Here is an 18,293-nt window from a genome sequence, read left to right as displayed (position 1 = left end):
TCATGTTCCGACAGGCCACCTAGCTGGACAGCGCCATCTTTGACGTAGCTACGCTCGCCAGAGCGTGGAAAACCCCGGGGATCCACCTTCTGGCGAAGGTAGCTACGATTGACCGGCGATTCACAATGTTTCTTGTGCAAAGTGGCGCGGGCCGCTTAGTAGCTGTTCGAATCCAGTTGCACCTTGCCGCGGAAGATCCAGTAGATCGTGATCGTGTAGCTGGCCACGCAGGGCATGCCGATCATGGCGATCCATAGCATCGTGATCAGTGTTTGATGGCTGCTGCGCGCGTTTTCCAGCGTCACGCTGTAGGCCGGATCGATCGTCGAAAGCACGAAGTTGGGGAAGATCGCGACGCTGAACAACGACGCCAGCGCCGCGATGACCATCGACGACGTGAAGAACGCATAACCGGGTTTACCCAGATGCATCGCGCGCGGGATGTTCAACACCGCCAATGCGTTCAGCACCGGAACGATCCACAGCCAGGGGTGTCGCGAAAGGGTCTCGGTCGCGTGTGGGACATGGACCCAGGTCGCCAGTGTGACCGCGGCGTACAGGAATGCAAAACAATAGAACAGCGGCAGGATCCGGCTCCGCACCCGTTGTTGCAATTCGTCTTCGGTCTTGAGGAACAAATAGATCGCCCCGTGCAGCGCGAACAGGGACACGGTCAACGCCCCGACCAGCAGCGGGTACCAATACAGCTGGTCCAATAATCCGCCCTGGTACTGGAACATCGGACCGACCTGCATGCCGCCCATCACGTTGCCGCCGGCGATCCCCAAGAGTGCCGCCGCGGTGATCGACGATAGAAAGAACCCGGCGTCCCAGAACCGCCGCCATGCCGGCGAGTGCACTTTGGAGCGAAATTCCAAACTGACCGCGCGGCCGATCAAACAGGTCAGCAACAGATGAAACGCGGCGTAGAAGCTGCTGAACACTGTGGCATAAGCGTTCGGAAACGCGGCGAACAATGCGCCGCCGAAGGTCACCAGCCAGACTTCGTTTCCGTCCCATAGCGGCCCGATCGAGTTCATCACCAACCGTCGCTCGCGATCGGTCTTGGCGATGAACGGATGCAGGATGCCGACGCCCAGGTCGAACCCGTCCAGGATCGCGTAACCGGTCAGCAGGACGCCCAACAGAAAGAACCAAACCAGGGTGATCGTGTCATAACTCATCAGCCCGCTTCATCCTCCATCAGCCCGCCGCCACGCCCGGTGCCGCCGTGGGCGATCCGCTCGGACATCTTTGATGCGGCCCGATCTCGTTTTCGTTTGGCAAGCTCGTCCATGGTTTCCGGGCCGTGTTGAATCTTGCTATTGAGCACAAAGATCCAGACGGCAAACAACAGTGAATAGATGACGGCGAACATCACGATCGAGCTGAGCACCTGCTGGGCGGTGACCGATTCGCTGAGCCCGTCCTTGGTTCTCAATCCCATCATCTCCACGCCGTCTTGGATCGACGGGTGCACGATCCAGGGTTGCCGTCCGACTTCGGCGGTGATCCAGCCAGCCTGGTTGGCCGTCATCGCCGCCAGCGGCATCAGCACGATCGCCCACATCAGCCAGCAATGGTGCTGGTACGTTTTCCGGTACCACGTCCAACACGCCAGCCCCGCGGCAACGATCATCATCGTGCCCAGGCTGACCATCAGGTGGAACATTTGAAACGGCAACCAAACCGGCGGGCGATCGGATTCGGGGATTTGATCCATTCCCGGAACCGGTTTGCGGGGATCGTTGTAGACCATCAAACTGAGCAACCAGGGCACGCGGACCCCGAAGTGGACCGTTTCGTTTTCGGCGTCCGGCCATCCGAATAAATACAATCCCGTCGGCTGGTCGGTGGTTTCAAAATGCGCCTCCATCGCCGCCAGCTTGGCCGGTTGGGTTTCGACCAATTTCTGCGCCGAGTCGTGTCCGGTGATCGCGGCAAGCAAGGTAAACACCAGCGCGCTGGGCAGGGCGATCGAAAGACAACGCCGCGCGACCTCTTCATGCCGCTGTTTCAACAGATAGAACGAGCACACCGAAGCGACGAAGAAGGCGCCCAGCACCAAGGCCCCGATCAGCGTATGCGTCAAGCGGTCCACCGACGACGGGTTAAAGACCATCGCCCAGAAATCGGTGACTTCGGCTCTCGGGACGCTTTCCCCTTGGATCTCTTGCCAAACGATGTGGTATCCCGCCGGCGTTTGCTGCCAACTGTTGGCGATCACGATCCAGACGGCGCTGAACACCGACCCCAGAAACACCATCAACGTGCTGAACAGGTGCATCTTCGGGCCGACGCGATCCCAGCCGAACACCAAGATGGCCAGAAACCCGCTCTCCAAAAAAAACGCAAAAATGCCTTCGGCGGCCAGCGCGGATCCGAAGACGTCACCGACGAACCGCGAATAGGCCGCCCAATTCGTCCCGAACTCGAACTCCATCACGATCCCGGTCGCGACACCCATCGCAAAATTCACCGCGAAGACGCGGGTCCAGAACCGTGCCGCCGATTCCCACGCCGGGTGACCGGTGCGGACGTACGCCAATTCACACAGGAACAGCTGCAGCCCCAGCCCGATCGAAAGCGGCGGGAACAGATAGTGGAACATGATCGTTCCGGCAAACTGCAGCCGACTGAGTAGTTCGACGTCCATCATGTTGAAGATTGAAGCACGTGAAGGATTGCGACGATTGAATGATAGACGTCTGCAATCCCCACGGGCAGCCGGTCAATTGTCGCACGTCCTCAGTCGCCGTCCTCTTGCGAGGTCGATTGTATAAGTGAGCGACTTTTTGGTTAGTACCGCTCAGTGGTGATCATCGATCTTCTTTGTTAGCCCAGAAGGCTGTTTTACTTTGCTGCGGAATTCATTCCGCAGCACTTGCCCAAAGGGCATGCACATCCATAGCCTGGGGTCAGGGAACGAGCGCAGCGGAGTGACCGCAACCCCAGGCTAAGTTGTAGATCGCCGTTGGCGAACCGAGCGTAGTGATCTTTGATGACACACGGAACAAAAGCAACTGAATCCATCAGTAATACATATCGACGGTCAGAGGGAGAAAATATAGATGAGGTGCCAAGGCTTGCTTTGTCGCGCCCGCGCCGAGTTCGGAGAACACGGCGACATTCGGAGCGCACGGTCATTTACTTCAGCGAACGATAACGCTCGATCAGCGTGTTGGTGCTGCTGTCGTGATCCAGCGGGGCGTCGGCGGACTCGAGTTCGGGGACGATCTTTTTGGCCAGCACCTTGCCCAGCTCGACGCCCCATTGATCGAACGGGTTGACCTGCCAGATTGCGCCTTGGGTGAACACGCTGTGTTCATACAGTGCGACCAGTTTGCCGAGCACGGTCGGTGTCAGTTTTTCAATCAGCAGCGTGTTGGACGGGCGGTTGCCTTCGAACACGCGGTGCGGGGCGAGCTCCTCGGACGTGCCTTCGGCCAAGACCTCGTCACGCGTCTTGCCCATCGCCAGCGCCTCGCCTTGGGCGAACACGTTCGCGGTCAACTTGTCGTGGTGGTCACCGATCGGGTTGAGCGACTTGGCAAAGGCGATGAAGTCACAGGGGATCAAGTGCGTGCCTTGGTGGATCAACTGATAGAACGAGTGTTGGCCATTGGTTCCCGGTTCGCCCCAATAGATCGGGCTGGTGTCGTAATCGACGCGCTGGCCGGCAAGCGTGACCGACTTGCCGTTGCTTTCCATCGTCAACTGTTGCAAGTAGGCCGGGAAGCGTTTCAGGTATTGATCGTAGGGCAGGACCGCAGTGGTTTGGGCGCCGAAGAAATCGGTGTACCAGACGGTCAGCAATCCCAGGATCACCGGCAGGTTTTCTTCCAGCGGCGCGGAGCGGTAGTGTTGGTCCATCTCGTGAAAACCCGCGAGCATCTCGCGGAACTGATCCGGCCCGAGCGCCAGCATGGTGGAAAGCCCGATCGCGGAGTCCATCGAATAGCGTCCACCGACCCAGTCCCAGAACCCGAACATGTTGTCGGTGTCGATCCCGAAGGCGGCCACTTGTTCGGCGTTGGTCGAGAGTGCGACGAAGTGTTTGGCGACGGCCGCATCGTCGCCGCCGAGTTGTTCCAACAGCCAGCCGCGCGCGGTGTGCGCGTTGGTCATCGTTTCTTGCGTGGTGAACGTCTTCGATGCGATGATGAACAACGTTTCGGCGGCATCCAAGTCGCGTGTCGCTTCGGCAAAATCGGTGCCGTCGACGTTGGAAACGAACCGCAGCGTCAGATCGCGATTGGTGTAGTGGCGCAGCGCTTCGTAGGCCATCACCGGCCCCAGGTCCGACCCGCCGATCCCGACGTTGACGATGTTGCGGATCCGCCGGCCCGTGTGCCCGGTCCATTTTCCGCTGGTGATCGAATCACAAAACGCGGCCATCTTGTCCAAGACCGCGTGGACGTCGGGGACGACGTTTTTGCCGTCCAGCTCGATCGTCGCGTCTCGCGGCGCCCGCAGTGCGGTGTGCAACACCGCGCGGTCCTCGGTCGTGTTGATCTTTTCGCCACTCATCATCGCTTCGATCCGCTCTTGCAAACCCGACGCCTTGGCGAGTTCGATCAACAGCGAAACGGTGTCACCGTCGATGCGATTCTTTGAATAATCCAAGTACAACCCGACCGCTTCGAGCGAGAAGGTTTTGCCGCGCAGGGGGTCAGCGGCAAACAACTCCCGCAAATGCTTCGACTTGATCTGCTCGTAGTGGGCGTTCAAGTTTTTCCAAGCGGCCTTTGTGGTCAGACTATCTGTCATGGTGGTGGTGGATCGGATCGAGGGGTCGGGTGTGAAGACGCCGGAAGCGGCAGTTTAGCGGTTGGGGGGTAATGTTCCAGGTTGGTGGTTTTCAGTTTCAGGTTTCAGGTTTCAGGTTTCAGGTTTTCCGCGAATTTGTGTTGCCGGATGTGTTGCGGGTAAAATGGCGATCTCCCCACCTTTCCCTTCCCCCCGCAAGATTGCTTCGTGATCGCGACCTCTTTTCCCATTCAGACCCTTTCGCTTGCCGCGACGGTTACTTTGATGCCCTTGGGTATGACCGTGGCGGGCGAGCGGCCGTTGTCGTTCAACCGTGATGTGCGACCGATCCTGAGCGACAAGTGCTTTTTCTGCCATGGCCCCGACGACACGCATCGGGCGGCCGATCTGCGACTGGACCAACCCGAAGCCGCTTATGAATACGCGATCCAGCCGGGCGAGGCCGACCAAAGTGAGTTGATCGCACGGATTGTGGATCCCGATCCCGATGTCCAAATGCCACCCCCGGAGACCGGGAAACGCGTCACCGAGGCGGAGCTGGCGGTTTTGCGACGCTGGATCGACGCGGGGGCTCCCTACGAGGCCTATTGGGCGTACGTCAAACCGGATCGTGTCGCATTGCCAGAGGCCGCGTTTGATGCCCCCGACGCATTGCCCCGCGGCGCCGAGCCCGATGCGGGAAGCATCGATCGGCTGGTGCGAGCCGAAGTGGCCCGCAGCCCACTTCAACCGGCACCGCGTGCCTCGCGGCGCGATCAGCTGCGTCGACTCTACTTTGACTTGACCGGGCTTCCCCCCAGCTATGATCAGATCGCGGACTTCATCGCCGATCAACGGCCCGACGCTTACGCGCGCCGCGTCGATGCGTTGCTCGCGTCGCCACGATTCGGCGAACGATTTGCCCAGTACTGGTTGGACCTGGTCCGCTTTGCCGACACGGTCGGCTATCACGGCGACCAGGTTCACAACATCGCGCCGTACCGCGACTACGTGATCGATGCGATCAATGACAACATGCCGCTGGATCGATTCAGCCGCGAACAGCTCGCCGGGGACTTGCTGGAGAATCCGACGATCGAGCAACAGATCGCCAGCGGGTACAACCGGCTGCTGCAAACGACGCACGAGGGCGGGCTGCAGCCGAAAGAGTATTTGGCGATCTATGCGGCCGACCGTGTGCGAAACTTTTCCGCGGTCTGGATGGCCGCGACGATGGGATGCGCGCAGTGCCATGACCACAAGTACGACCCCTACACGGCCAAAGACTTTTATTCGCTGGCCGCGTTCTTTGCCGATGTCGATGAAGAAAAACACTTCACCAACGGCACCAACGCGCTGCCGACGCGAAGGGAACCGGAGATCGATGTGCTGGGGCGAACCGATCGGATGCGGTTGGCCGACCTGGATGCCGCAATCCGAGCCGCGCAGTCGGAATCGGATTCCGATCCGGAGCGAATGAAGTCGCTGGAAAAGGAACGCGATTCAGTTTTGGCGCGAAAACAGCGGACGATGATCACCAAAGCGATCGAGCCGCGGACCGTGCGTTTCTTGCCCCGCGGAAACTGGCTGGACGACAGCGGCGACGTCATGCAACCGGCCGTCCCGGAGTTCCTGGGTGACATCGCTGCGTTCGCCGACTTACCCGAGGGTCAGCGGGCGACGCGGTTGGACCTGGCGAATTGGTTGTTTGATGTCGACCACGGCATCGGCGGATTGACCGCACGGGTGTTTGCCAATCGATTGTGGTACCTGTACAGCGGCCGCGGGATCAGCCCCACGCTGGGCGATTTCGGCGGCCAGGGCCGACCGCCGACGAACCCGGATTTGCTGGATCATCTGGCCGGTGTGCTGATTCGAACCGGTTGGGACCTGAAGGCCACCGTGCGGCAGATCGTGACCAGCGAAACGTATCGCCAAGCGGTGGTGATGGACGACGCCCGGCGCACGCAGGATCCCTACAACGACCTGGCGGCGTCACAGTCCGGGCATCGGCTGCCGGCAGAAACGGTGCGTGATGCCGTGCTGGAGATGTCCGAGTTGTTGGACCATCAGGTCGGCGGGCGAAGCGTTCGGCCCTACCAGCCGGAAGGTTATTATCGACATTTGAATTTCCCTCGACGAATCTACTCGAACGACCGCGGGCGAATGCTATGGCGACGCGGGCTGTACACCCATTGGCAGCGTCAATTCCTGCATCCGACACTGAAGGCACTCGACGCACCGAGCCGCGAAGAATGCACCGCCGCACGGTCACGCAGCAACACGCCGCTGGAAGCGCTGGCACTGTTGAACGATCCGACGTTTGTGATTGCCGCGAAAGCCTTTGCCGCCAGGGTGCTGCGCGAGAGCGGGACGGCGGAGTCATCGGCCGCAGCGATCGAAACAAGAATCGACACGGCAATGCGAATCGCGATCGGCCGCGATGCCAGTGACCTGGAACGTGAAACGCTGGCGAGTTTGCTGGAGAGTGAAATCGGACGTTTCGAAAACGATCCCGCGGCGAGTGAGGCGTTCCTGGCAACGCCGAGCGACGTTTCAATTGCGTGGCCAGCCGAAGCGTCCGACGCCGAACGTGCAGCCTGGTCCAGCGTCGCACGAGCCGTCCTGAATTTGCATGAAACCCTGTACCGGCCGTGACGCTTTTTTCCAATTCGATTTTGGGGTAGCGGAACTCGCCAAGAGTTTCGCACGCGTCGTGCGAATCGCCGATCAAACGTAGCTACCTTCGCCAGAAGGTGGATCTCGGACGTCTTCCACGCTCTGGCGAGCGTAGCTACGTCAATGCAGCGTCGATCAAATTACATCCCCGCCCGCCCACCGCAACCACCAACCAACTCGCCCTCCCATGACAAACGAACTGAAACGAAGAACGTTCCTGGCCAAGAGTGGCCTGTCCCTGGGCGCGGCGTCCTTTGCGAACTTGCTGGCGCGTGAATCAGCGGCCAAAACGTCGCCGGGTTTGCCGCCGGGGGTGGGCGGATTGCCGCATTTCCCGCCGCGGATCAAACGCGTGATCTTCTTGTGCATGGCCGGCGGTCCGTCACATCTGGAGACGTTCGACGAGAAACCGGAACTGGCGCGGCTGCACGATTCTCCGATGCCCACTTCGTTCACCGACGGACAGCCGATCGCACAGCTCGCCGGGAAACAGTTGAAAGTCCAGGGGCCGATGACCACGTTTCGGCGCTGTGGCGACAGCGGCCAAACGATCAGCGACTTTTTGCCCTACCACCAAAAGATGGCCGATGATCTGTGCATCCTGAAGTCGATGGTCACCGAACAGATCAACCATGACCCCGCGCACACGTTCATGAACACCGGCACGGCGATCAGCGGGCGGCCGTCGATGGGATCTTGGGTCACCTATGGGCTGGGCAGCGAGTGCGATGATTTGCCGGGGTTTGTCGTCATGACCAGCGTCGGCGGTCGCAATCCGCAACCGATCGCGTCGCGGCAGTGGGCATCGGGGTTTCTGCCCAGCCGGTATCAGGGCGTGGAGTTCAACAGCACGGGGGTTCCGGTTCACTACGTCGATCCACCGCCGGGGGTCGGCAGCGTCGGCCAGCGATCGGTCGTCGACGCGATCGCCGCGATCAACCAAGACCGCTTTGCCCGCCACCCGGACCCGGAGATCCGAACGCGACTGTCGACCTACGAGATCGCTTTCCAGATGCAATCCTCGGTTCCGGACTTGGTCGACATGTCCGACGAGCCACAGCACATTCTGGACATGTACGGCGCCAAGCCGGGAGACGGATCCTTCGCCAGCAACTGTCTGCTGGCGCGGCGGCTGGCCAAACGCGGCGTGCGGTTCATCCAGCTGTACCATCGCGGCTGGGATCACCACGGCGACCTGGAGCGTTACATGAATATCTGCTGCAAATTGACCGATCAGCCGACCTGGGCATTGATCCAGGACTTGAAGCAGCGGGGAATGCTGGACGAGACGCTGGTGATCTGGGGCGGGGAGTTTGGCCGAACACCGATGTATCAGGGCAAGGGCGGCCCCGGGCGAGACCACCACATCAAGGGGTTTTCGATGTGGATGGCCGGCGGGGGCGTCAAACCGGGGATCAGCTACGGGGCGACCGACGAACTGGGCTACCACGCCACCGAAAATGTCGTCCACGTGCGAGATTTGCACGCGACGATGCTACATTTACTGGGGATCCAGCATGCCCGGTTCAGCTACCCGTTCCAGGGGCTGGACATGAAGCTGACGGGGGTGGAAAAGGCGCGGGTGGTGAAGGAGGTGCTGAGCTGACTTTTTTAGCCCTATACGCCTCCGATGCCGGTCGATACACTCTGGGGCCCGAATTCGCATAACCCATTGAATTTTGACGAAGTTAGACCAAAGAAATGTACGCCATTATCGTTGACGGTGGACGTCAGTACAAAGTTGAGCCCGGAATGGAAGTCGATCTGGACTACCGGGAAACGCCCGCTGGTGAGAGTTTGACGTTTGAGAAAGTGCTTGCGGTTCAAGGCGAATCGGGATTGAAGCTCGGCTCCCCGACCGTCGACGGCGCGAGCGTGACCGCGTCGGTGATGGGCCCCAAGCAAGGCAAGAAGATTTACGTCCAAAAATTCCGCCGGCGTAAGCACAGCAAGAGCCGCATCGGGCACCGTCAGCTGTTCACGCGGGTCAAGATCACGGACATCGCGGGCGTCTGATGCCTTTCAACCGGCTCTCCGATTACGAGCTGGGGGACATTCTGGGCGTGGGAACCGTCGGCACGATCTACCGTGCGACGGAAAAGGAGACTGGGCAAAGCGTTGCGCTGAAAAAGCTGCACCCCAAAGTCAGCCAGAACACCCTGATCCGGGCGCGCTTCAAACGCGAGATGATGATTCTCGAGAAGCTGCGCCACCCCAGCATCGTCCAATACTTTGGCGGAGGCCGTGTCGATGAGGACCAAGGGCTGTTCTATGCCATGGAAGTGGTCTCAGGCGGTACGGTCGCCGACCTGCTGAGCTTCGGTGGCCCGTTGCCGTGGACGGTGGTGGTCGAGATCACCCGCCAGATCTGCAGTGCCCTGCAATGCGCCCACAACATCGGGATCGTCCATCGCGATCTGAAGCCCAGCAATCTATTCCTGACCCCCGAAGGCGAGGTCAAGCTGGGAGATTTTGGGATCGCGCGCGATCTGACGGCCGGCGATTTGACGTCGGCCGGCATCACCGTCGGGACGCACGCTTACATGGCGCCCGAGCAGATTCGGGGCGAGCAGTCCGTTTCGGGCAAGGCTGACCTGTACGCACTCGGTTGTTGCATGTTCGAGATGCTGACCGGGCGCAAGGTGTTTTTGAGCGACGATTACGCCAAGCTGTTTGACCAGCATCTTAAGAGCAAGCCGCCCTCGGTGCGGGACTTTTCCGACTGCCCCGAAGCGATCGACAAGGTGATTCAGCAACTGCTGGCCAAGTCGCCCGACGAGCGGCCGTTCAACGCCCGCCGCGTCCAGGCGATGATGATGGAAGCGGCTCGGAGCTACAACTCGGGAGAAAAAGCGGGCGATCCCGACAACCCCGTCTTTGAAGCCGGCAGAAACGAGCTGGTTCGTCGCATTCGCGCTCGGCTCGACCCGATGGAAAACACGGTCAGCGGGCCACGATTGGCCATCGCCGTCGCCGTCCTGGCGGCAATCATCATCGGGCTGATCGTCGTTTCGATGCAATCGGGCTAGGGAGAGGTCGCGTCGTTCAGAAATCAAAGGCCCAGTGGCAGGAGAGCCCGCCAGCGGCCTGTTGATTTATCCCGATCACAAACTGAGCCGTAGGCGCGAGCCTCGGGCCTTGCAAGTCTTGAAGGGCAATCCAAGGCCCGCGGCTAGCGCCGTCGGCTCATAGAGTAGCTGGCATCCGGCTCTCGCCAAACGGCTGATTAAATCAGCAGGCCGCGAAGGTATTCGGGCTAGGCCGAAACTCTTGGCGAGTTCCGCTACTGGCCCCCCTACCCCACGTCGTCGCCGACGGCCATCGCCGCATATGTCGTCGTTTCCCCGCCGGCGGGGTCCAGCGACGCTTCAGCATACGATTCGTCGGTTTCCCAGATCCTGACCTGGCAGGCGTGGGCTCCGGTCCCTTCCAAGACCTCCGGGCACATCTCCTCCAGCAAGTACTTCGCCATGTTCTCCGCCGTCGGGTTGTACGGCATCACAAAGAACCGGCAGGGCTTGACCAACTCCAGGGCCTGACGCGCGTTGGCGTCATCCTGATGGATCAAGAAGCTGTGGTCCCAGTGCTCGTCGATCCAACCTTTGACCTGCTTCTTGAGCACGGAGAAGTCCAGGATGCGACCGACGTCGTCCTGGGCGTCACCCTGGACGAAGAAGTCGGCGACGTAGTTGTGGCCGTGGAAGTGCTCGCATTTCCCGCCATGGCCGAACAACCGGTGTCCGGCGCAAAACTTGATGCGGCGCATGATGGTCAAAGCCATGGGAATCTCGCGAAGGGATGACTGGGGGGGATGCTGGCGGACAGGACGGTTAGAAACTAACGCAACAGAAAAGTCTTACAAGGCGTCAACCATTCTATTCTCGCACGACCATCAACAGCATTTGGTTGCCGCGACGGATCGTCACTCGGCAGGGCTGCTGTTGGCGTTTGTACTCCTCAAGGATCACCTCCAACTGGCGTGCCGACGAAAGCGGAAGCCCTCCGGCGGTCTGGATCACATCGCCCACCTCCAGTCCGTCGCGCTCGGCAATACTGCCGTCTTTGATGCCGGTGATGATCAGCCCGTCTTCCAGGTTTTGGTAGCCATACTTCCTGGCGGTTGCCTCGGTGACCGGAACCAATTCGGCGCCCATCACTTCTCCGGAGCCGAATTGGGCCATCACCTCCTCCGTACGTTCTTTCAAATCGACACGGACTTGCAAGGCTTTCCCGCCGCGGTCCAGATCCAACAGCATTTGGGCTCCCGGCGGTCGACTTGCGACATAGTTTCGCATTTGTGCGTGCGTCTTCATCGGACGCCCGTCGATCGCGGTAACGACGTCCCCGGGCTGGATACCTGCCTGGTCGGCCGGCATGCCTTCGAGCACCGATTCGATCAGCACGCCACGGGTGGTCTTCAAATCGTAGCCTTCGATCGTTTTCTCATTGACGGGGCCTAAGCTGGCGCCCAGGAACCCGCGGCGGACCGTGCCGTTTTCGATAATGGAGTTCAGGACCGGGCCGGCCAGGGAAACCGGGATGGCAAATCCGATGCCCGCACTCGAACCGCTGCGGGACATGATGGCGGTGTTGATCCCGACCAGTTCGCCGCGCAGGTTTACCAGCGGACCGCCGGAGTTGCCGGGATTGATCGCCGCGTCGGTTTGCAGAAAGTCCTCGAAACCCGCGCCGTCGCCGATGATCCCGCGGATCCGGTTCTTGCCGCTGATGATGCCCGCGGTGACGGTTTGATCCAGACCAAAGGGGCTGCCGATCGCGACGACCCAGTCGCCGACTTGGATCGCATCGGAGTTGCCCAGCTGGGCGGGCTTGAGATCGTCACGATCCACTTTGACGACGGCCAAGTCGGTTTGCGGGTCGGTGCCGATGATTCGGCCGGCAGCCTTTTTCCCGTCGGAAAACTCCACCTCCAATTCATCGGCACCTTCAACGACGTGGTTGTTGGTCAAAATGTAGCCGTCGCTGCGGACGATCACGCCGCTGCCCATGCCGCTTTCTTCGCGTCGTTGCGGTTGGCCTTCGGGGATATTGAAAAACTGTTCAAAGCCCGGTGGCAGTCGTTGCCCGCGAACAATCTGTGTCGCTTTGGTGTTGATGCTGACCACGCTCGGCCGCATCAAGTTGGCGACGTTGCGAAACGCGGTCGAAAGGTCCTGGGCGGCGCCAAGGTTTTGTCCCGGCAGCGGAGTGGCTTGGCCGAACTGCCCTGCGGCGGGGACGGATTGCCCCACAACGGCGTCTTGGGCACCGGGATCATTTCGCATGAATCCGGGCATCGTCATCACCGCACCGGTGACGAGCGACCCCAGGATCATTGCGCCGAGGGCACCACTAATATGTTTCCAAGTGTTGGGCATCGTTTGGACTCCCTTTGTTGATTGTAGAAACTTCCGCCTTGGTGACATTTTTACACGTCCAGCCGCGTCGATCCGATTCGCTTGCCGCCGCCGGTCGCTTGTTGATCGTCAAGCCACCGTGCGTGACCGCGTCTGCAACAGCATCGCGGGCTGACAACTTGGCAGGGGAAAACGTGTCGGTAGCAAACATCAGGCCAATCGCAAATCGCGGAGGCCATTCCGGCGATATCCGCTTTTTTGGGCGGTTAATTTGCCGTTTACCGCTGCGTCTGGTCTGGTAGATTTGTTACGTTATTGATTATTGCTGTTTTGGGAGCGGGGCCGCCGGCAGCAAGCCGAGCGTCCAGCGGGAGACTGATTCCGGCTCCAATTGATTGGCAACGATTTACTGGCCGACGCGTCCCCTTTTCTCGGGCGGTTCGGCTGACCATGGAACGGGTGGCTTGTATGCGTGATACTTTGACGGTGATTTTGGCCGGTGGTCGGGGTTCGAGGCTGGAGCCCCTGACACGAGACCGGGCCAAGCCCGCCGTGCCATTTGGTGGTCTGTACCGGATCATCGATTTTGTGCTCAGCAATTGCCTGAACAGCGACATGCGACGGCTGTTGTTGCTGACGCAGTACAAGGCGCAATCGCTGGATCGGCACATCAATCTGGCCTGGCGAACGTACTTCTGTCGTGAGCTCGGTGAATTCATCGATGTCGTTCCGCCCCAACAACGGATCGCGGGCAATTGGTATTCGGGGACCGCCGACGCCGTCTATCAAAACATCTATGCGATCGAGCGCGAGCAACCCGAGCACATCGTTGTGCTGGCCGGCGACCACATCTACAAGATGAATTATGGACCGATGGTCGATCACCATCGCAAGCTGGATGCCGACATCACGATCGGGGCGCTGCGTGTGCCGGTCGATGAGGCGCGCCAGTTCGGCGTGATGCAAACCGACCTGGACGGCCGCGTGATCGGGTTCCAGGAAAAACCGGACCACCCGGTCCCGACCCCGGAAGACCCGGAGTATTGCCTGGCGTCGATGGGGATTTACGTGTTCAACGCACGCTTCTTGTACGAGCAGTTGTGCGCCGACGCGACGCGGATGGATAGCGACCACGATTTCGGCAAAAACATCATCCCCGGAGCGATCGATTCGCACCTAGTGTGCGCGTTTCCGTTCTTGGACGAAAACCGAAAATCCGATGCCTACTGGCGTGACGTCGGCACGATCGACGCCTATTACGAAGCGACGATGGATCTGATCAGCATCGATCCGCAACTGAACCTGTATGACAAGCACTGGCCGGTGCGAGCATTTCAACCGATGTTGCCGCCGCCCAAGTTTGTCTTCGGCAGCGAAGGTGTTTCGACCCGTCGCGGTTCGGCGATGGATTCGCTGGTTTGTCAGGGTGCGATCATCAGCGGAGGCAGCGTCGCCCGCAGCGTGATCGGGCCAGGCGTGCGGATCAACAGCTACTCATCGGTCGAAGACAGCATTCTATTTGATGACGTGAACGTCGGTCGTCGCAGTCGCCTGCGGCGTGTGATCGTCGACAAAGGCGTTTCGATTCCGCCGGAAACGGAGATCGGGTTTGACCGCGCCGCCGACGAGCAGCGTGGATTCAAGGTGACCGACAGCGGACTGGTCGTGATCAGCCGGGGCGAATTGATTCAGCCGCACTGCCCGGCCGAGGCCGCTGCGGCGGGCCATTAAGGGGGGCATCCAGCTTGCGGGCAGGGGCGAAATGCAAAAAAGCTGATCGATCCAGCCGATTCGGCAGGGCGTGATCAGCGCTTGATTGCACGACATCCGTTCTAGATCGTCGCGCGGAGTCCCACGGACGTGTGGCTGTACGACGTCCTTTCTAGGTCGTCGCGCGGAGTCCCACGGACGACAGCCCGGAAGGGCTGTCGTACTCATAAGACCGATCCTCCGACGCTGGCGGTCCCTAAGGGGCGCCAACCGGTCAAAACGCGGGGGACGTTGGCAAACCTCCGTTGTGACAATTCGGCCGGTCAGCGATGATGTGCGTCAAAGCGAACGATTCCTTTCACGCAACCATGGCGAAGCATCGTGCCCTACACCCCGCCCAGCGAAGCGTCTGATTCGAACACGTCAGCGGACAATCCCCAGGGCTGGCAGACCACGCCCTACCCGATCACCACGATGCCGCCGGGGATCCCCTACATCGTCGGCAACGAAGCGGCCGAACGTTTCAGCTTCTACGGCATGAAGGCGATTCTGACCGTCTTCATGACGCAGTATCTGCTCGGCAGCGGCGGCAGTGTCGACCCGATGAACGACAACGATGCCAAGTTCTGGGTCCACACCTTTGTCATGGCCGCCTACTTCACGCCGCTACTGGGGGCGTTCGTCGCCGACTGGTTGTTCGGAAAGTACAAAACCATCCTCTACCTGTCGGTGCTGTACTGCTTTGGTCACCTCGCATTGGCACTCAACGAGACGCGGATCGGGCTGGCCGTCGGGCTCAGCTTGATCGCGCTGGGCACCGGTGCGATCAAGCCCTGTGTGTCGGCCCATGTCGGTGACCAGTTCGGCACCAAAAACTCGCATTTGCTGAGCAAGGTGTTCGGCTGGTTCTACGTCGCGATCAACCTGGGTGCGTTCGCGTCGACGTTGCTGACGCCTTGGTTGTTGGACCGCTACGGATCGCAAATCGCCTTCGGCGTGCCGGGCATCTTGATGGCCGTTGCAACGCTCTTGTTCTGGATGGGGCGAAACAGATTCGTCCACATTCCGCCCCGCGGCCCCCAAGTGTTCCGCGATGCGTTTACCGGTGAAGGCGGCCGGGCGTTGTTGCGGTTGGCCCCGATCTACATCCTGGTTGCGGTGTTTTGGAGCCTGTTCGACCAAACGGCCAGCGCCTGGGTTTTACAGGCCGAGAATATGGATCGCACCGTGATGGGTGTCGAATTGCTTTCGAGTCAGATCCAGGCGGCCAATCCGTTCCTAATTCTGATCCTGGTGCCGCTGTTTAGTTACGCCGTCTACCCGGCGATCAGCAAAGTCTTTCCGCTGACGCCGCTCCGCAAGATCACGATCGGAATGTTCGTCACCGTCTTCGCGTTCTCGCTGAGCGCCCTGATCGAGACGTCGATTCAAAACGGAGGGACGCCGAACATCTCATGGCAGGTGTTGGCCTACATCCTTTTGACGGCCGCCGAAGTGATGGTGTCCATCACGTGCCTGGAGTTCAGTTACACCCAAGCCCCCAACAGCATGAAGAGCATCGTGATGAGCTTCTACATGTTGTCGGTGTCATTGGGGAACTTCATCACCGCCGGCGTGAACGCGGTCATCAGCAATGCCGACGGCACGTCCAAATTACCCGGCGCGTCCTACTACTGGTTCTTCACCGGGTTGATGTTGGTCGCCGCGGTGATCTTCATCGGCGTCGCACTGACCTACCGCGGCAAACAATACATTCAAGAATCCGAAGTCGAAGCCGAATCGGAAGCGGAAGGGACCGCGTAGGTTCAGCGCTCCGACACCAACGTGCGCGCCCCCATCATTGTCGCCCTGAATCATTCTGCCATCCGTCTCCTGGCTCCCGCCGACGTGCGAGGGCACCGCGGCGGAGTAGGGGGGCAGGAAGATTTTGGAGGTAGGAAAATGGGGCAGGTGCCGAATGGCCAGCGAAAGCCTTGGCGGCTTCCGCTACGATTTTCCGACAGGACAGGCCTTACTGATCGAAATCGATTTCGATGTTGTTTTCGCTGGCGGCCGTTCGCAGCTTGGCCAGCGCCCGGGCTTCGAGTTGGCGGACGCGTTCTTTGGTCACGCCCATCTCCTCCCCGACCTCTTTCAACGTCAGCGGCTCGCTGCCGCGCTCGAGTCCGAATCGGGCCGAGATGATCTTCTGCTCGCGTTCATCCAAACGATTCAGAATCCGTGACAGTTCGCGTTTCCGGGTCCGCTGTGCGGATTCTTCGACGTAGGGGTCGACCCGGTCGTCTTGTCGCGCCAAGAACAGTTCTTCGGTGGTCGTTCGGAACCGGTCTCGGTGCTTGAATTCGTTGGGGATGGTGCGGGCAAAGTTCTTCATGATCGCCCAGGAGGCGTACGTGCTGAACTTGTTGCCCCGCGAGTAGTCGAATTTTTCGACCGCACGGATCAGCGACATGTTCCCGTCGCTGACCAGTGAGAAGAAATCGTCGGTACCGGCCAGGTGGCGTTTTGCGATCGAGACGACCAGCCGCAAGTTGGCCTGGACGATTCGATTTTTGACTTTAACCGCCTGCTCGTACAACGCTTCGATCTCATTCATCACGGCCGACTTGCCGGCCGCCTCGGTCCCGATCGTTTCCCGCAAGCGACTGGCCTTGTGCTTCAGGTAGTTCATCTTGCGGAACAGGTGGTATTCCTGTTCACGGGTCAGCAGCGGTACGTCATACAACGAGGCGAGGTAGCTGGGCAAATCATTGGGCACGCGAACTTTGCGTGGGGCGCTGGCCGGTTCGGGTTCAGCCCCCAAGTACTCCGCTTCACGCGACGTGACCTCGAAGTCTTCGTTGTAGATGTAATCCAGCGGCAGTTCCATGATCCGTTGCCGTCTCATTTCGACCAGGATCCGCTGGATGCTGTTTCGCGTTCGCTTGAACCGTCGGCACAATTGCGGAACGGAAACTCCGCCAAGGTACTGATTGAAGATCGACCGCTTGTCGTCGTCGGACAGGACGCCACGGTGGTTGGGGAAGATCGCGATCGACTTATTATCGGCGTCGAAATTCTTGAGCGTGTAGCGGATGGTTTCGGCGCTGCGGCCCATCTGCTCGGACAGCAAACGCGTGACATCAGCCAGTGCCGCACCGCCTTCGACGAGCTGCCGGGCGCGTTCGATGATCTCGCTCTTTTCGTCCTCGGTCAGCTGGCTGAACCGTTCGCCACGTTGAATCTTGGCTTTGTTGCGGGCGACGAACTGTTCCACGCTGCTGTTGAGGAATCCGACGCGTTTGCGACCGCCGAACAACAATCGACGGCTGACCAAGCCGGCTTCGCGCCAGCGGCTGATCGTTTTCGTCGAGACGTTGAACTGGCGACTCAGGTCTTGAACGGTATGGACCTGTTCGGCGATCTCTTCGACCGACAGATCCGCCAATTCGCTGAGGTCCTCGATCAGCAGGCGTAAATCGTGCGCCAGGTCAGCCGACGCAATATTATGTCGCCCCGGACGATCGGAGCGATAATTGGTGATTCGGAAACACAAGAAGTCGTAGGCGTATTCTCGGTCTTCTTCGATTTCGCTGAGTAGTGTTTCTGCAGCGGCAGCCTGCTCAATCAATTTGGTCTTTTGATTGAAGCGAAGTTGATCTCGAAGGTCCTTGATCTTGGTATCGCGGTAATTGTCGTGCATCAGTGTGGTCTCCCAGCGCTATTGGCATAGACTGGCCAAACGTCCCTGCAATCCCGGCGGATCGCCCAGTCCAATTGCCTCGGTTGCCCGGGGTCACCTGTCTCCTCCAGGTGATT

General features: G+C 59.9%; 12 protein-coding genes. 6 read left to right on the top strand and 6 right to left on the bottom strand.

All coding sequences use genetic code 11. The features are described 5' to 3' along the window. Positions 1-155: 155 nt before the first annotated feature. The 3 genes from cydB to pgi all read right to left on the bottom strand — a co-directional run bounded on the left by cydB (position 156) and on the right by pgi (position 4,770). On the bottom strand, positions 156-1,184 hold the full coding sequence (gene cydB / locus Mal15_RS02885; protein ID WP_147866377.1) for a cytochrome d ubiquinol oxidase subunit II: 1,029 nt from the start codon (positions 1,182-1,184) through the stop codon (positions 156-158). After that, entirely contained in the window at positions 1,184-2,659 is a 1,476-nt protein-coding gene (locus Mal15_RS02880) for a cytochrome ubiquinol oxidase subunit I (protein ID WP_147866376.1), read from the bottom strand. Before Mal15_RS02880 ends, cydB begins: the two co-directional genes overlap by 1 nt. 488 nt (positions 2,660-3,147) lie before the next feature. Then, on the bottom strand, positions 3,148-4,770 hold the full coding sequence (pgi, locus tag Mal15_RS02875; protein ID WP_147866375.1) for a glucose-6-phosphate isomerase: 1,623 nt from the start codon (positions 4,768-4,770) through the stop codon (positions 3,148-3,150). 264 nt (positions 4,771-5,034) lie between these two features. Between pgi and Mal15_RS02870 the strand changes: the two genes are divergently transcribed. From Mal15_RS02870 to Mal15_RS02855, 4 genes are all read left to right on the top strand, one after another. Further along, on the top strand, positions 5,035-7,407 hold the full coding sequence (locus Mal15_RS02870; RefSeq protein ID WP_147866374.1) for a PSD1 and planctomycete cytochrome C domain-containing protein: 2,373 nt from the start codon (positions 5,035-5,037) through the stop codon (positions 7,405-7,407). A 208-nt stretch (positions 7,408-7,615) separates the two neighbouring features. Beyond that, positions 7,616-9,034: a DUF1501 domain-containing protein gene (locus Mal15_RS02865; RefSeq protein WP_147866373.1), complete on the top strand. Its 1,419-nt coding sequence runs from the start codon at positions 7,616-7,618 to the stop codon at positions 9,032-9,034. 95 nt (positions 9,035-9,129) lie between these two features. Further along, positions 9,130-9,444 carry a 50S ribosomal protein L21 gene (rplU, locus tag Mal15_RS02860; protein ID WP_147866372.1) on the top strand — a complete coding sequence of 105 codons (315 nt, stop codon included), beginning with the start codon at positions 9,130-9,132 and terminating at the stop codon, positions 9,442-9,444. Continuing rightward, on the top strand, positions 9,444-10,457 hold the full coding sequence (locus tag Mal15_RS02855; protein WP_147866371.1) for a serine/threonine protein kinase: 1,014 nt from the start codon (positions 9,444-9,446) through the stop codon (positions 10,455-10,457). Before rplU ends, Mal15_RS02855 begins: the two co-directional genes overlap by 1 nt. A gap of 266 nt (positions 10,458-10,723) precedes the next feature. On the opposite strand, the gene Mal15_RS02850 is transcribed toward Mal15_RS02855, so the two are convergent. Then, positions 10,724-11,209: a 6-pyruvoyl trahydropterin synthase family protein gene (locus Mal15_RS02850; protein WP_147866370.1), complete on the bottom strand. Its 486-nt coding sequence runs from the start codon at positions 11,207-11,209 to the stop codon at positions 10,724-10,726. A gap of 94 nt (positions 11,210-11,303) precedes the next feature. Then, the gene (locus Mal15_RS02845; protein ID WP_147866369.1) at positions 11,304-12,806 is read right to left on the bottom strand and encodes a Do family serine endopeptidase; all 1,503 of its coding nucleotides are present in this window, start codon (positions 12,804-12,806) and stop codon (positions 11,304-11,306) included. 429 nt (positions 12,807-13,235) lie between these two features. Between Mal15_RS02845 and glgC the strand changes: the two genes are divergently transcribed. Then, on the top strand, positions 13,236-14,516 hold the full coding sequence (gene glgC / locus Mal15_RS02840) for a glucose-1-phosphate adenylyltransferase (protein WP_147866368.1): 1,281 nt from the start codon (positions 13,236-13,238) through the stop codon (positions 14,514-14,516). Between the two features lie 360 nt (positions 14,517-14,876). Further along, positions 14,877-16,298, top strand: coding sequence for a POT family MFS transporter (locus tag Mal15_RS02835; RefSeq protein ID WP_233903246.1), 1,422 nt, complete (start codon positions 14,877-14,879; stop codon positions 16,296-16,298). Positions 16,299-16,506: 208 nt separating this feature from the next. Here Mal15_RS02835 and Mal15_RS02830 read toward each other — a convergent pair whose 3' ends face one another. Beyond that, complete coding sequence (locus tag Mal15_RS02830; protein ID WP_147866367.1) at positions 16,507-18,177, bottom strand: sigma-70 family RNA polymerase sigma factor; 1,671 nt, start codon at positions 18,175-18,177, stop codon at positions 16,507-16,509. Between the last annotated feature and the right edge of the window lie 116 nt (positions 18,178-18,293).

The organism is Stieleria maiorica (assembly GCF_008035925.1).
In the GTDB taxonomy this organism is placed as follows: domain Bacteria; phylum Planctomycetota; class Planctomycetia; order Pirellulales; family Pirellulaceae; genus Stieleria; species Stieleria maiorica.
Note: the sequence above shows the minus strand (reverse complement) of the source record. Positions and strands in the feature narration are given on the sequence as shown.

Excerpts from the sequence above, each read along its gene's own strand:
- pgi (WP_147866375.1), bottom strand. The coding sequence starts at position 4,770 with ATGACAGATAGTCTGACCACAAAGGCCGCTTGGAAAAACTTGAACGCC.
- Mal15_RS02855 (WP_147866371.1), top strand. The coding sequence starts at position 9,444 with ATGCCTTTCAACCGGCTCTCCGATTACGAGCTGGGGGACATTCTGGGC.
- glgC (WP_147866368.1), top strand. The coding sequence starts at position 13,236 with ATGGAACGGGTGGCTTGTATGCGTGATACTTTGACGGTGATTTTGGCC.
- cydB (WP_147866377.1), bottom strand. The coding sequence starts at position 1,184 with ATGAGTTATGACACGATCACCCTGGTTTGGTTCTTTCTGTTGGGCGTC.
- Mal15_RS02870 (WP_147866374.1), top strand. The coding sequence starts at position 5,035 with ATGCCCTTGGGTATGACCGTGGCGGGCGAGCGGCCGTTGTCGTTCAAC.
- Mal15_RS02865 (WP_147866373.1), top strand. The coding sequence starts at position 7,616 with ATGACAAACGAACTGAAACGAAGAACGTTCCTGGCCAAGAGTGGCCTG.
- Mal15_RS02880 (WP_147866376.1), bottom strand. The coding sequence starts at position 2,659 with ATGATGGACGTCGAACTACTCAGTCGGCTGCAGTTTGCCGGAACGATC.
- Mal15_RS02830 (WP_147866367.1), bottom strand. The coding sequence starts at position 18,177 with ATGCACGACAATTACCGCGATACCAAGATCAAGGACCTTCGAGATCAA.
- rplU (WP_147866372.1), top strand. The coding sequence starts at position 9,130 with ATGTACGCCATTATCGTTGACGGTGGACGTCAGTACAAAGTTGAGCCC.
- Mal15_RS02845 (WP_147866369.1), bottom strand. The coding sequence starts at position 12,806 with ATGCCCAACACTTGGAAACATATTAGTGGTGCCCTCGGCGCAATGATC.
- Mal15_RS02850 (WP_147866370.1), bottom strand. The coding sequence starts at position 11,209 with ATGGCTTTGACCATCATGCGCCGCATCAAGTTTTGCGCCGGACACCGG.